Genomic DNA, 14,457 nt, shown 5'->3' on the forward strand with positions numbered 1-14,457 from the left:
GGCAGCGGTGCAAGGCAAGCCTCACCTCTGCATACTTTTAATCCCCAAAAACGCAAAAAACCATTCCTGATTCGTAATGGGGTTCAGTCAAAGGCAAAAAAATATCGATCTGATCTGTGCGCAGATTTTATCCGCAGCGGCTGTTTTGCCGCCGCGCGGCCCCCTGTGGTTGGGCCGCGCGGCAGAGCCAATTACCTGCTGATGTCTGCTATTTGGGGCAGACAGATTCCACAAAGGCGAACGCGCCGGTTTCCGTCACGCGCACGATAACCGCGCACTTGATGGGGTCGCGGTTTTCGTCAAACTTCATGCTGCCGGTGATGCCGTCAAAGTTAGCCATGCCAGCCATGTTGTCGCGAATGATCTTGCGTTCTTTCTTGAGGTCGGGATCAATCTTGCCAGCCTTCTGGATGGCCTGAAGCACGATATTGATGGAGTCCCAGGTCAGAGCGGCAACGTCGTCAGGCACATAGCCGTACTTGGCCTTGTACTTGTCGATGAATTCCTTGGTTTTGCCAGTCGCGCCCTCGGCGGTGTAGTGGGTGGAGAAGAACTGATCCACACAGTCTTTGCCGCAAAGGTTGAAAAGCTCGGCGGAACCCCATGCATCGGAACCCATGAAGGGCCCCTTGTAGCCGAGGTCACGGGCTTGAGGCACGATAAGGGCCGCAAAGCTGTAGTTTTCAGGCACAAATATGAAGTCGGGTTTTGCCGCGATGATCTTGGTCAGCTGGGCAGAGAAATCCTGGTCTTTGGGACCGTGCGATTCCATGGCCACCACAGAACCTTTGCCGTGAGTCTTTTCAAAGGCTTCCTTGAAGTTGTCGGCAAGTCCCTTGGAGTAGTCGTTGGATACTTCAAACAGAACGGCGGCCTTTTTGGCGTTGAACTTCTTGGTGGTGAAGTCCACGGCCACAGGAGCCTGGAAGGGGTCAAGGAAGGCCCCACGGAAGACCCAGGGGCGATCCTTGGTGGCGTCGGGGTTGGTGGACCAGGGGGTGATCATGGGCACCTGCTCGTCATTGGCTACAGCGCCCGCAGGCACGGCCTGGCGGGAAGACTGGGGGCCAACGATGGCCATGACTTTGTCGCGCTCAATGAGCTTGAGGGTCACGTTAACGGCAGACTCGGGTTTGGATTCATTGTCTTCATAAATGAATTCAAGCGGGTACATCTTGTCGCCCACTTTCAGCCCGCCCTTGGCATTGATCTCTTCCTTCAGCATTTCAGCCGCATACTTGGAGCCTTCGCCCACCTTGGGGATTTCACCAGTAAGCGGGATGGGGAACCCGATTTTGATCGGAGCTTCTGCGGCCATGGCCGCTTGCCCCACAAAGAGAGACAGGGCGCAAACTGACGCTACTTTCAGCAAATTCATGAAGGCCTCCCGAGTTTTATGTGCAGTTACAGGGGTGTACCAAAAATACGGTAAGGCTGAACAAAGCAAAAAATATTCCGTTTTGCTAAGTTGCTGGAAAAGAACACAATTTGTAAAATTTAGCTACACAAAAAATACGTTTTGGTAGCTTTTTATGCGTAAACACCACAAAACAGTGAAAAAATAAAACGATAACCAGAGCATGAATCTTGTCGCATATGTGGTATCGCAAGTCAAATATGATACCATGACGGGGGGAGCCATTAGATTATTCTGTGAGATATTATAGTAATATGCTGAATTAAAAAATCTTTTTTTGAGTTATCAGCCCGGTGACATTTCAGTCCTGCGGGCCTTCTGACCGTGAGCATACGCTTTGCGGCTAGGAAATTATATCGCTTAAATATGCAACCATCTGTTTATTAAGGTGAAATTGTTTTTAAAGTGAAAAATACTTTTTTGTCGATTTTGTGGGAGGGTTGCGCCCGCATTGTCGGTATTGTGCCTGGAAAATCAAAAAATATAAAATTATTTTAGCTTGTTATCATATTCTACGAACTGGTAGGCCTTGTGAAACGCGCCGCTGCCGGAGCCTGATGAACCCCTGTTCGCAGCACTGCCGCCAGCTACGTTTTCTGCGCCGCTTCTGCGTTGCGTCAGACATGGCAGAGCACCCTGACAGACTAAAAAAACCTGCGGTATATAAGCACGATTCAGCGGCAAAAGCCACAGAAAAAGATTGCCTGGATTGCCTGGGTCAATAACCAGCAGCCAGCCCGTCGCTGCGCGGATCAGTTGCTCCAAACAACATCCCGGTATCCTGATTACAAAGAATGGCTCCGGCATGGCCCATCAGGTCGCTGAAGTCAGCGATGCGTTCCACCGAATGTCCCTGTTTGGTGAGTGCTTGGGCCAATTGGGGGCTGAAGCGGCCCTCAAGCCGAAGATTGTTCATCGGCAGGCCCCAGCTCCGGCCATACAGCCAGCGCGGTGCGGCCACAGCATCGTGCGGACTCAGGCCAAAATCTACCATTCTGGTGACTATGGCCGCCTGCGTCTGGGGTTGCCCCTCGCCGCCCATGGTGCCGTAAACCAGCCAGGGCTTGCCGTTTTTGCGCAGCATGGGCGGGTTGAGCGTGTGCATGGTGCGTTTGCGCGGTTCCAGCCTGTTAACGTGGCTGGGATCAAGTGAAAAAAAACTGCCTCGGTTTTGCAGCAGGATGCCCGTGTCGCCCGCCACAAGGCCCGAGCCAAAGTCGTGAAAAATGCTCTGAATGGCAGAAACAGCGTTCCCCTCAGCGTCCACCACGCCGAACCAGCAGGTGTCGCCCTTGGGTTCCAGAGGGTTGGTAGGGCAGAGCGCGCGGGCAGGGTCAATGCGACGGGCAAGCTCGCGCCCATGCTCCGGAGACAGCAGATAATCTACAGGAATGTCGGCAAAGTCGGGATCAGTCACATGAGCATCGCGATCGGCAAAGGCCAGCTTGGTGGCTTCAACTATAGTATGCAGGTATGCGGCGCTGCCCTCTCCCATGCCTTGGATATCCAGATGCTCAAGGATGTTGAGTATGGAGAGCGAAGCCAGACCCTGGGTATTGGGCGGCAGGTTGCAGCACTCAAGGCCTCGGTAGCGCACACGCAGGGGTGTGACGGTTTCTGCCTGATGTGCGGCGAAATCCCGCGCTGTGAGCAGACCGCCGTTGCTGGCAAGCCAGCGGGTCAGGCGCTCGGCCAGTTCGCCTTCATAAAATACGCGCGCGCCTTCGCGGGCGATGAGGTCAAGAGTCGCGGCAAGCTCGGGCAGACGCAGCACCGCCCCAGTTGGGGGGGGCGTGCCATTGGGTAAAAACGTGCTGGCAAAGCCGGGAAACCGCTGCAATTGCCGATAGCCCGTCGTGTCTGGCTTGCAGTCTTCATGCAGCCAGTGGGCCAGGGAGGGCGTTACGGCAAAACCTTCTGCCGCAAGGCTGATGGCCTCTTGCAGCAGGTCGCCCAAGGCAAGAGGGCTGCCCCATGAGCGGCTGAGCGTATGCGCGGCATCCCAACCAGAAACCACACCGGGCACAGTGCAGGCAGACAGCGGCCCGCGCAGAGGAATGGACACAAGGCCCTTTTGCGCAAAGAAATCCCGCGTGACATTTTCGCCAGAGCGCCCACAGGCGTTGATGCCGTGCAGCGCGCCAGTTGCGGCCTCGTGCGCCAGCCAGAAGTTATCGCCGCCGATGCTGCACATCTGCGGGTACACAACGGCCAGCACTGCTGCCACGGCCACGGCGGCGTCAAGGGCGGTGCCGCCCTTACGCAGAATATCCACGCCTGCCTGTGTGGCCAGGTAGTGCGGCGAGGTGACCATGCCCCGCGTGGTCATGGGGTCAAAACGTTGGGATTCCGTTTCCGCATAGGGGCTGGCTGCAAAATTCATGATGCTTCCTGTGTGGGGTGGCTAGGTGTCGCATAGGTGCCGCCAAAAGGGTGCAAATCTGACCCAAATGGCATGCAGTGGGTAAGCCGTGGCATTGCAGCAGACTAGCGGCGGGGGCGCGGCACGTCAAACCCACGGCTCAACTCGTGCCTCAGCTGAAAAACAGACGCAAAACGTTGCTCCATACTTGGCAGGATACGGCGCACAAGCCTCATTGAGAGGTGACAAAAAAGGGCGTAAGCAGGTCTAACGCCGCGCAGGTGCGGCTACAGATCAGTAGGCAGCCGCGCATTGCGCGACGCGAAGGACACGATATGGGTACAACAATAATGCTGTTTGCCGTGGGGCTTGCAGGAAGTTTTGTTTTTGACCGTTTTCACCTGCCCGGCGGGGCCATGACAGGGGCCATGATCGCCGTGGTGATTTTTAAAAGCTGCGGATCCATTACCTCCCCCGACATGGCGCATTGGGTGCGCTTTATTGTCTACGGGTGCGTGGGCGTGCTTGTGGGCAACATGTATAATCCCGGCATGCTCAATGCCGTGCGCGACACCTGGCCCATGATGCTGCTTTCAACAGGCATTATTCTGATGGCGGGGCTTTTGTGCACATGGATTGCCGTGCGTTGGGGCGGGCTTTCTGTGGGCGGAGCGTATTTGGCGACCAGCCCCGGTGGATTCAATGCGGTGGTGGCACTTTCTGGCGGCACTGGGGCTGAAGCCCCCATGGTGATGGTGTACCATCTGGTGCGGATCTATGCCATTGTTTTGCTCTCGCCCATAGTTGCCAAGATGCTGTCTTATCTAGTTAAATAGTCGTTTAACGTCAGACATCCCCCCCGTGCATGGGGGCCGCTGACAGCCAGCGATATTGAGCCTCCGTCGGATCCCGCCGGGGGCTTTTTAGCGGGCAAGCAGCAGAATCAGACCGCCCAGCCCCGGCAGCGCGACCATGCAGCTTTTGAGCAGCAATTGCGGGGCCATGCGGGTAAACTTTGCGCCCACATACGCGCCAATGACCTGACCAACCAGAACTTGCAAGAACAGCACAAGATCCAGATGCCCGGCGGCGAGAAAACCCAAACTGCCAAAGGCCGCGATGGGCAAAATGACCAACATGGTTGTGCCAACTGTCTGATAGAGCGGTACATTGAAGATAATCAGCAGGGTCATCTGGATAAAGGGCGTTGCCCCCACGCCGCAGGCTCCGGAAACCAGTCCGTTGAATACGCCCACCATGCCTGTCAGCAGCCAGAACTTCACGCCTCGGGTACTGGTGAAACGAAAGCTGAACAGCGGATTGGCCGGGTGAAAAACCCGCAGATAAATGAGGAAGGCAGAGAACATAAGCACCACGCCCGTCAGCGGCTTGAGCGTGGCGGAGGCAAGCCCGGACGAAATGTGCGCGCCACAGAAAGCCCCGGCGGCGCCAAACGCGCCCAGCAGCAAGCCCAGCCTGCGGTTGACGTTGCCCTCGCGAAAGTGGCTGACAGAGCCGGAGAGGGATGTAAAAGCCATGGCCGCGAGCGAGGTGCCAAGAGCAACCTGCATGGGGATGTCAAAGCCCACGCTGAGCATGGTGATCATAACCCCGGCGCCGCCAGCGCCCACAAAGCCCAGCAATATCCCCAACAAAAGCATGGCGGCAAAAACAAACATAGATCACCTGCTGCGCGGGCCGCCTCAGAGGCGGCGTAGAGTGGAGCAATTACATGCGGCGGCAGAAATCGTCGCGCAGTTCTGGCAGGCTAGCTCTACCGGGTGCGGCGCGCAAGGGTATTTTCCCCCATTCGGCAGGTCAGGCGTGCGCCGCCCTTTGCGCACGCAGCAGCGTATCCCACGCCCGCACGTAAAAGATCAGGTAGCGCCAGCACACATAGGCCACAACGAGGGTTGCTATAATCATTTCCAGCACTGCCAGCATTTTGAGTTGCAGGGCGTACTCCAGCGTTGCAGGGTACGCGGTCAGCAGTTCGGAAACTTTGTACAGCGCTGTTGCCCCCACCGCCATGGGGAATGTGTAGGCCGCAAAGCCGGGGCTGAAGGGCAACCGCAGCAGTTTGAAAAAGGCCACATAGATGATGCTGGTCATCAGCACCGCCACCCCGAGCAAAAGACTGCACAAGAGCAGGGAGGGGGTTGGCTCAAGGCTCAGATAGGCCACCAGAGAAAGGCTGGCAGGAGCGGCAAGCACAGCTATGGTTGGCTTGGATGCGTCTTCAATTTCTCGGGAAAATATGAGCCGATACAACATGACAGGCAGCAGGGCCGCGTAATTGACCATGCCAAAAACCATCAGAACATAGGCAAGCTGGTAGTATGCCGGGCCGGGAACCGTCATGGCCGCCACGCTGATGCCCACAAAAGGGACAAACCAGCTCGGCAGCATGTGGTGCAGGCTGAACTGCCGTGCCCTGAAGGCCACAAAGGCCAACAAAAGGCAGAGGTGCAGGCCTACGGCAAACAGCCAGAGCCACTGGGCCGCTTGCGCGTCCAGAATGCTCAGGCTCTTGGATTGGAGCATCAGGGCCATTGATGTGGTGGGCAAGATGCTGCCAAGCACGGGGTGGCGCAGTTCTTCGAGCAACTGCCTTGGGTTCAGGGCAAATTTGCCCGCCAGCAGCAGAATCAGCGTCATGGATGTCAGGGCGCCAAGCACCTGCGCAACGTTGTGGAGGGGCAGGCTTTTTTCAAGCCCGATGCCCAGGCTGGCAATGCCAAGGGCCAACCCCGCAAGGGGCGTGGGAACAGCACGAAAGAAATTGCGAACACTCAGCAACATGGAGCTATCCTCGGTTGTGGTCTGCTTGCGTGTTTGCCACGGATCGTGCATTAAGAAAATCGAAATGAATTTAACGTAGCATATTAAAAAATTAAATACTGATATGACACTCAAGCAATTGCAGGTTTTTCTGGCTGTGGCGCGGTTTCAGAACCTCACACAGGCCGCAGAGGCTGTGTTTCTGACCAAGGGTGCGGTTTCCCAGGCCTTGCAGGAACTGGAGCGGCACCTCGGCGTGCGGCTGTTTGACCGGGTGCACCCGCATTTGCGGTTGAATCATGAGGGGGCGCGCCTGTGGCCGCTGGCGGACGAAATGCTGCAAAGGGCCGAAGCCATCGAGCGGACATTTCAGGCTGGCGGGGCCTGCTTTTTGAGCATTGGGGCCAGCAAGACCATTGGCAACTATCTGCTGCCGCAACTGATGCACGATTTTGAAAAGGACCACGGCTGGTTGCCCAAGGCGCAGATAGCCAACACCAACCGACTGCTTGAACTGGTGGAAGGCTACGTTCTGGACGTGGTGCTGCTGGAGGGTGAGCAGCATCGGCCCGACATGGTGGCGGAAGAATGGCTGAAGGATGAAATGGCGGTGGTGGCGTGCAAGGGGCATGTTCTGGCGGATGGCAAGGCCCATGCGCCGGAAGAACTGGCAGGCCAGCGCTGGATTCTGCGGGAGCCGGATTCCGGCACCAGAGCGTTTTTTGCGCACACCCTTGGCGCGCTCATTGCGCCCTATACGGTGGCGCTGAGCCTCAGCTCCACCGAGGCGGTGCTGGGCATGGTGGAACAGGGGTTGGGCATCACCTTCGCCTCGCGGCTCATGGCAGAGCTGCCGGGCTTCAGCAGCCGTTTTTCAATAATCCGGCTGACGCAGACGTTTTCACGCACGTTTTCCCTTTGCTGGCACGAGTCAAAATACCACTCTGCGGGCATGGACACGTTTATCCGCTTTTGCCGGGCATGGTCGCCGCTCAACAGATAGCGCTACGCAAAGCCCCCTATGCAGCTAACGCTGGCGCGTCAGGTGGTACACGCGGGGAACCATGTACATGAGGCTCAACTGCCCGCGCGTAGGCTCATAGCGCGTGGCAACCACCACAGAACCCAGATTCCAGAGGTGTGCGTCATCGCCTTCCCCGGCGGAGGCCTTGCCAAAACGGTCAGTAACCATCTTGAGTATCATGCCTTCCACCGTATTGTTCGGCGCAGTGTAATCCAGCTCAAGAAAGCCCAGAGGGCCAGGGTTTCCGGGGCCGTAACAGATCGCCATCTGGCGCGCGCCGGGGGCAACCTTGGCCGCATCGTACAGATCGCAGATATAGGCGTCATCCTCGCGAATAACCGTTGCCCCGTACTGTCGCAAAGCCTCGCGCATGGAATTTCTGTCGGTATTGTCGAGCCGCTGACCAAACAGAACGGCCTCGGGGCGGGAAGATTCGGCTCGGGCCATATCTTCCAGTTCCTTCATGGCGTTGGCATCGCCGTTCATGGCAGCCGCATAGAGCAGCAGCACCGCCCGCGAGGGGTTCTTGGTCACGCCCTGACCGATGCGATAAAAATGCCCAAGGCGGAACAGAGCCTCGGTTTGCTGTTGCGCAGCAGCGCGGCTGTACCATGCCGCCGCCGCTGTGAAATCCTGCTGCACCCCGCGCCCCAGCTCATAGAGCATGCCCAGATTATACTGGGCCTCAGGCTGACCCTGCCGCGCAGCCAGATCAAACCAGCGTGCTGCTTCCTCGGGGTTTGGCTCTATGCCGCGCCCCTGTTCCAGCATGCGCCCGTAGTTGCTCATGCCCGAGGGGTGCCCTGTCTTGGCTGACTCCGCAAACCAGTGTAGGGCGCGGCCCAGGTCAGGCTCCACCCCCTGCCCGAGGTCGTAGAGTACCCCAAGATTGTTCATGGCCTGCCCATCTCCCGCTTCGGCCTGTTTGCTCCAGATGCTCTCCGCTGTGGCATAATCGCCCTTGGCGTAGGCTGTTGCGGCTTCTTCCGCCTGTGTGGGCGGCGAAGTCCTTTGCGGAACAGGCACAGGTGCCTTGGTGGGCGCACTTTCTACTGCGGGAGCGGCTTTATCCTGCTCGGCTGCTTCTTCCTTCTTGCCCTTTTTTGATTTTTTATCCCTGGGGTTTTTTGAACCCTTTTCCTTCACTGGAGCTTCTGGTTTTTTGGGCGCTTCGAGGGTAGGGCTTGCAGGCTGGGCAGGAACTGCTGGGGCAGATGCGCCCTGTGCCGCAGGGGCCTGCGGTTGCTGGGCCTGAGCGGGGGGATTCGCTCCCGGTGCGCTCGGAGGACTGACCTGCTGCGGCGTGGGTACGGATGGCCTTGCGACGGTTGGGGTTTGCACCGTGGGTGTCTGCACGGTAGGCACCTGAACCGTAGGCGTCTGTATTGGGGCCGCTGGCATCGGCTGCGAAAGCGTGGGCGAAGTACCTCCCACGAAGGGTTGCCCTCCCATGCCGTTGGGGCTGGGCGTATTGCTTCCGCTCATAGAAGCATTGGGCGCGCCAGTGCCCTGAACAAAAACGGAGTCTGACGCGGCAAAAGCCGTGCCGCCCGACAGAGCCAAGGACACGCACAGACTGTATACGAATACGGCCCGGATGGCTGAAATAAGATGGGCGCGGCTGTATACCGCGCCCCATCGAAGAAACATGCTGGTGTTCCTTACGGTTTACGTTTGGGGCAGTTAAAATTCATAAAGTCCACTTCCGGGCGGCTTGTGAGGCGCTCATCGGGCACCAGGGCATAGCCGCGCCAGTCGCGCAAGGTGGCATTGATCCTATCCATATTCACGTAAGCCAGCAAGGCGGGCCAGCGGTCGGCCATATCGCGCAGCATGCGCGCATAGGTGACTTCCCCGCCGTGGAAGCCGTCAAAGAACTCGCAATCGCCAGAAGCAAAGGTGCGCGGGTCGGTAAATTCCATAACATCAATGCCACGGGCAAGCAGGGCGTCGCGCAGCTTGAAGAGGTGCGGATAATCGGCCTCGCGTTCGCGCATGGCGTCAAGCACACGGACAGAAAGGGGCGAAATGAAAACAAAGGTGGCAATGCCCCTGGCCTTGAGCCGGCAGTAAATTTCTGCAAAAGCGTCCAGATGGGCGCTGCTGATACCGCCGGGGTCGCGGCTGTCAGCCAGCGGCTTGGCGTGGAAAAAGGCCTTGGTGCCGTAGCGTACCTGTTTGAGGGTATCCTCGAACTGGTAGTCAAAGGGCCGCTTTTGCCCGGTGCTTTCACCAGTGTAATACCATGAGCCGTCAGAGCCAAAACCGTCGTTGTACTGCTGGGCCATGATGCCGTAACGGGCATTGCGGAATCCACCCATGGACTGCGGCAGCATGGGGGCAATAAAGTCCTTGAACGAAATCTTGCCTTCAAGCAGCCATGTCCACGGCTTTTTGAGGCTGTCGAATCCGTAGTTGTACGATCCGCTGGTGGGCGGTTCTTCCTTGAAAGGATCGGCATTCCACTGGGGCATGAACCACCAGAAGTCCAGCCCGATGATGATGGCATCCGGCTTGTGGATGCGCAGCATGGCGTCAATGGTGGAGCGCAGCACGGGCAGATTGCCCGCCGTGCCGCCCACATTGAGGAAGGGCTTGCGGAAGTATGCGCCCCGGAATTGCATGACCCGCGAGGAACCCACGGCGGCAATTTCGGGCTTCACCTTGGCATAAAGCTGCAGTTTGTAGTCCACAAAATCCTGGGAAACGCCGGAACCAAACACGGCAAAATTCCCCTTGGACTGTTCGGTGACGGCCCGTTCCACGGCCACGTCGCCGCTGCTGTGCAGCCACCACGCGGTATAGGGAACGGCCAGCAGGCATCCCGCCAGGACAAGGCCCAGCAGCACGAGAAAATAACGCTTCAAAAAGGCGGTTTCTGTGTTGTTCATGGCGTTCACGCGTGGTTAAAATTGGAAGTACAGGAAGGTCGCCTTGCGCGAAACCAGAATCAGGGTCAGGAAGGCCATAACGGCCAGCCCTGTGGCCCAGGCGGCGGTGGGCCGCCAGCTCAGGCGCGGGCGGCTGCCATCGCGTCTGCCGTGCAGAATCTCGTGGCTGTTGGGCAGCGCCCAGACCACCAGAAAGCTCACCAGCAGCAGCGCAAAGGGAACCCATCCCTGAATGTAGTTGTTGGGCAGCCAACGGGCCACCAGGGCGGCAAAGCCCGTAAGTCCGTCGGTTGTTGCGCTCAGGCCCGCCGCTTCACGCGTAAACGGCCCTGTGAACATGGCTTTGAACATGCGGCCCGCGCCTTCAATTGTCAGCGCGCGGAACACAACCCAGCACAGATTGATGCAGAAAAATGTAAACAGGATGGAGCAGATGCGCAGCGGCGCAAGGGCCAGTACGCGTTCCAGCGTTTTGCCCTTGATGCAGGCGCGGAAAAAGTGGTTGATGCCCAGCATGGAACCGTGCAGCGCGCCCCAGACAATAAAGGTCCAGCCAGCGCCGTGCCACGCGCCGCCGATCAGCATGGTCAGAAACAGGTTGCGGTACTGCATGAGCCGCCCTTTGCGGTTGCCGCCAAGGGGGATGTACAGAAAATCGCGCAGCCACGAGCTGAGCGTGATGTGCCAGCGCCGCCAGAAGTCCACAATACCTGTGGACTTGTAGGGCGAATCAAAGTTTTCCGGCAGCTTGAGGCCCAGCATGAGGGCAAGGCCAATGGCCATGTCAGTGTAGCCCGAAAAGTCGAAATACAGCTGGAAGGTATAGCACAGTGAACCCAGCCATGCCTCGGCCCCGCTGAGTGGAAAGGCCTTTTCAGCCGCATTGAAGACAGAGTCGGCGTACATGGCAATACTGTCGGCCAGCAAAACCTTTTTGACCATGCCGAAGGTGAAAAGCGTGAAACCCTGAGCCAGATTCTCTGCATTGGTGGGGGCAAGGGTGTCAAACTGCGGGCCTATCTGCTCATAGCGCACTATTGGCCCGGAAATCACATAGGGAAAACATGCGGAGAACAGCGCATGGCGCGTAAAGCCCTGCGGCGTTACCTGCCCACGGTATACGCTGACAAGCCAGGCGATCTGGATGAAGGTATAAAAAGAAATACCCAAGGGCAGCCCGGGCGGGGTGAAATGCCACTGCGCATGCAGCAGCGCGCCAAGATTCTGGGCCAGAAAGGCGGAATACTTGAACCACAGCAGGGGCAGCAGGTTGAGCACCAGGGCAAGGATCAGCAGGCTCTTGCGGCTCAGGTGGAACCGGCAGCCAGCCTGCTTGCGCGAACCGCACAGGCAGGCCTTTTCGTCATCGCCTTCCGCATTTTCAGCGGGGGCGGCATCCTGTTTGTGCTCTGGCTCCGGCGCCGCCAGGGCAAGGGCAAAGGCATAGTTCATGCCCAGAATCACAGCCAGCAGTATAAGGAAGGGCAAACCCCACAAACCGTAAAATACTACGGAAAAAGCCAGCAGCACTAGGGCAAGACCCGTGGGGCCGTAGCCCTGGGCCAGCCGCCAGCATACCAGCAGCAGGGGTAGAAAGGCGAAAAGGAATGTGTACGAGTTGAAAAGCATGTGCGACTCCCGTTGGACGGCGTGGACATGCCCGCCGCGCTGGCGTCAGCCTGGATTCTTCCGAGTTTGCGGTGTGGGGTGCTCCGCACTCTGCGGCTGAGCCGCCGAAATGCCGGGCACCCTGCTTTGATCCCCAGTGCCGCCTTGCGTTCCGCACAGCAGGGCAAGGCGGTTGCTCAAGCCCGGCATGCATGTCTGCCGTGCCGGGCTGTGCACTTTTTTGTAGGCCAAATGGCAAAGAAAAAGCGCGCACGACAAGAAACGCGTCACACGCGCCCCCACCGGCATGCCAAGGTTGCCGAGGCTCCGAGCTTGCCTAGGGGTTCAGCTCTGCGCGAAGCTTGCGCGAGAGGCGAAACACCATAACCTTGCGCGGCGGCAGGGTGATGGTTTCATCTGTCTTGGGGTTGCGGCCCTTGCGGGAGGCCTTGTCATAACACTCAAACTTGCCGAAGCCGCTGATAAGCAGGGCCCGGTCTTTTTTGATGGCGACCTTCATGATCTCCAGCAGTTTTTCTACCACGTTCTTGACATCTACGCGGTTTTTGTCCGTTTCTTCGTAGATGGCCTCCACGATGTCCGCTTTGGTCAGTGTTTTTTTCATAGTGCTCTCCGGCGCAGTGCGCTGGTATGGCTGAGTGGAACCCAGTGTTCCTAATGCCCCGCAGCAATGTTTGTCAGCTTCACACAAACGGAACTTTTGTGTAAAATACACGCAACTTACAGACAGAGCAAGGTTTTTTTAAAAAAATCGCCTGCATGTTATTTCCCGTCCAATGCGCTCTACATACCGTTTCACAGTCAGCGAGCCCCCTATGCCCCCCCAAAAAAAGTTTTTGTCCGTGACCCTTATGGACATTTCTTCGCCCCTTTATAGGCAATCTCATTGTGAGCAGGCCTGCTGTGAAGCCGCCGCACCTCATATATGTGGGGCTGATATGGATATGAACCTGAATAGTGTGCAACACTCACCGCAGATTGGGGGCAAAGGGCGCGCAGTGGCGCTGGACTTTGCATGGCTGCGGCGCAGTGCGGCACAGAGGCAGGCCGTTGTGCCGGTTTTTTTGCCATTCAGGGGTTGCCCTGTGCGCTGTGTTTTTTGTGCGCAGGATGTGCAGACCGGTATTGGCGGTTGCCAAAATCCGGACAGGGCGGAAAGTTCGCACGCCGCAAGCGTGGAGGGCCTGCTGCTCGCCGCACGGGAGAATCTGCGCTTGCGCCATGAGAGCGGGCACCCTGCGGCGGAACTGGCATTTTATGGAGGCACATTCACCGCATTACCTGAAGAAGATCTGTCCGCCTGCCTTGATATGGCCTGTGAGGCGCAGGAAAAAGGCTGGATACGTTCCTTCCGCTGTTCAACCCGCCCGGACAGGGTGGATGCCGCGATACTTGAAAGGTTGCGCGCTGCAGGCTGCGGAGTGGTGGAACTGGGCGTGCAGAGTTTTGCCGACAGTGCCCTTGCCGCCTCCCGCCGTGGCTATACCGGCGGCACTGCCCAGATGGCCTGCGCCCTTGTGCGGGCTGCGGGTCTCAAACTGGTGGTGCAGCTCTTGCCCGGCATGCCGGGGCATAGTCCGCAGTTTTTTAAGGACGATGTGCCAACGGCCCTTGCTGCGGGCGCGCAAATGCTGCGGTTCTATCCCTGCCTTGTGCTTGAAGGCACCGGCCTTGCCGCCATGTGGCGCGAGGGGAGCTACAAACCCTGGCCGCTGGAGAATACGCTTGAAAGCCTTGCTCACGGCTGGCTCATGGCAGCGCGGGCCAACGTGCCCGTGATCCGTATGGGGCTTGCCCCGGAGCCGGGGCTGGAGAGTGCCGTGCTTGCCGGGCCGGTGGACAGGGAACTTGGCGGCAGGGTCAAGGGTCGTGCCTTGCTGCTGGCGGTAAGGGATATCCTTGGCGAGAATGCGGCAACACCAGCCGCGCAGTTTGATTTGCAGCTACCCCGGTCAGCCCAGGGTTTCTTTTGGGGCGCGAAGGGTGAACTGCGCGCCAGATGGGCGGCGCTGGGGCTGCGCACGGTATCTTTTGAGGATAACACCTCGCCGCAGCTTGTTTTCATCTAGGTCTGGTTGGAAGCGAAATGTTTTGCAGGGAGACGCCTTTTGTAAAAAGGTTTTTCCCCACGCTCAGTTACTAAAGTTCAAGCGCGGCCAGAGTGACATCGCGCAGGTCAAACGCACAGAACCCGCCTCACGGCGGGTTCTGTGCGTTTGTTGTCAGCCCTGAAAAAGGAGGCGGCCGCCGGGGGGGAACCGGCGGCCGAGAAGGGAGGGAGGGTGTTGATGGTTATAAGGTTCTGTTCAAAGGAGGAGGTTCTTGGAGGCTCCGTAATGCCCCCCTTGGGGGT

The 14,457-nt window shown here is 58.1% G+C and carries 12 protein-coding genes; 3 read left to right on the plus strand and 9 right to left on the minus strand.

Annotated elements, in window-relative coordinates; all coding sequences use genetic code 11:
* Window positions 1-208: 208 nt before the first annotated feature.
* The 3 genes from JMF94_RS02090 to ggt all read right to left on the minus strand — a co-directional run bounded on the left by JMF94_RS02090 (window position 209) and on the right by ggt (window position 3,800).
* Entirely contained in the window at window positions 209-1,378 is a 1,170-nt protein-coding gene (locus JMF94_RS02090; RefSeq protein ID WP_192112143.1) for an ABC transporter substrate-binding protein, read from the minus strand.
* 528 nt (window positions 1,379-1,906) lie between these two features.
* On the minus strand, window positions 1,907-2,182 hold the full coding sequence (locus JMF94_RS02095; RefSeq protein WP_240823681.1) for a hypothetical protein: 276 nt from the start codon (window positions 2,180-2,182) through the stop codon (window positions 1,907-1,909).
* On the minus strand, window positions 2,136-3,800 hold the full coding sequence (ggt, locus tag JMF94_RS02100) for a gamma-glutamyltransferase (protein WP_240823545.1): 1,665 nt from the start codon (window positions 3,798-3,800) through the stop codon (window positions 2,136-2,138). Before ggt ends, JMF94_RS02095 begins: the two co-directional genes overlap by 47 nt.
* A gap of 260 nt (window positions 3,801-4,060) precedes the next feature.
* On the opposite strand from ggt, the gene JMF94_RS02105 reads away from it, so the two are divergent.
* Window positions 4,061-4,615 (plus strand): AbrB family transcriptional regulator, encoded by a 555-nt coding sequence (locus JMF94_RS02105; RefSeq protein WP_346770003.1) that lies wholly within the window; start codon window positions 4,061-4,063, stop codon window positions 4,613-4,615.
* Between the two features lie 87 nt (window positions 4,616-4,702).
* On the opposite strand, the gene JMF94_RS02110 is transcribed toward JMF94_RS02105, so the two are convergent.
* Both JMF94_RS02110 and JMF94_RS02115 read right to left on the minus strand, forming a co-directional pair.
* Entirely contained in the window at window positions 4,703-5,458 is a 756-nt protein-coding gene (locus JMF94_RS02110) for a sulfite exporter TauE/SafE family protein (protein ID WP_240823547.1), read from the minus strand.
* Between the two features lie 139 nt (window positions 5,459-5,597).
* Window positions 5,598-6,581, minus strand: a complete 984-nt coding sequence (locus JMF94_RS02115) for a TDT family transporter (protein ID WP_240823548.1) — start codon at window positions 6,579-6,581, stop codon at window positions 5,598-5,600.
* A 103-nt stretch (window positions 6,582-6,684) separates the two neighbouring features.
* Here JMF94_RS02115 and JMF94_RS02120 point away from each other — a divergent pair, with 103 nt between their 5' ends.
* Window positions 6,685-7,563, plus strand: coding sequence for a LysR substrate-binding domain-containing protein (locus JMF94_RS02120; RefSeq protein WP_240823549.1), 879 nt, complete (start codon window positions 6,685-6,687; stop codon window positions 7,561-7,563).
* Window positions 7,564-7,587: 24 nt separating this feature from the next.
* Here JMF94_RS02120 and JMF94_RS02125 read toward each other — a convergent pair whose 3' ends face one another.
* The 4 genes from JMF94_RS02125 to JMF94_RS02140 all read right to left on the minus strand — a co-directional run bounded on the left by JMF94_RS02125 (window position 7,588) and on the right by JMF94_RS02140 (window position 12,708).
* Window positions 7,588-9,234, minus strand: a complete 1,647-nt coding sequence (locus JMF94_RS02125) for a sel1 repeat family protein (protein ID WP_240823550.1) — start codon at window positions 9,232-9,234, stop codon at window positions 7,588-7,590.
* 11 nt (window positions 9,235-9,245) lie between these two features.
* The gene (locus JMF94_RS02130) at window positions 9,246-10,475 is read right to left on the minus strand and encodes a hypothetical protein (RefSeq protein WP_240823551.1); all 1,230 of its coding nucleotides are present in this window, start codon (window positions 10,473-10,475) and stop codon (window positions 9,246-9,248) included.
* Between the two features lie 15 nt (window positions 10,476-10,490).
* The gene (locus JMF94_RS02135; RefSeq protein WP_240823552.1) at window positions 10,491-12,104 is read right to left on the minus strand and encodes an MBOAT family O-acyltransferase; all 1,614 of its coding nucleotides are present in this window, start codon (window positions 12,102-12,104) and stop codon (window positions 10,491-10,493) included.
* A gap of 316 nt (window positions 12,105-12,420) precedes the next feature.
* The gene (locus JMF94_RS02140; protein ID WP_022657574.1) at window positions 12,421-12,708 is read right to left on the minus strand and encodes an integration host factor subunit alpha; all 288 of its coding nucleotides are present in this window, start codon (window positions 12,706-12,708) and stop codon (window positions 12,421-12,423) included.
* A 448-nt stretch (window positions 12,709-13,156) separates the two neighbouring features.
* On the opposite strand from JMF94_RS02140, the gene JMF94_RS02145 reads away from it, so the two are divergent.
* On the plus strand, window positions 13,157-14,173 hold the full coding sequence (locus tag JMF94_RS02145) for a radical SAM protein (protein ID WP_346770004.1): 1,017 nt from the start codon (window positions 13,157-13,159) through the stop codon (window positions 14,171-14,173).
* Window positions 14,174-14,457: the final 284 nt, after the last annotated feature.

The organism is Desulfovibrio sp. UIB00 (genome assembly GCF_022508225.1).
In the GTDB taxonomy this organism is placed as follows: domain Bacteria; phylum Desulfobacterota; class Desulfovibrionia; order Desulfovibrionales; family Desulfovibrionaceae; genus Desulfovibrio.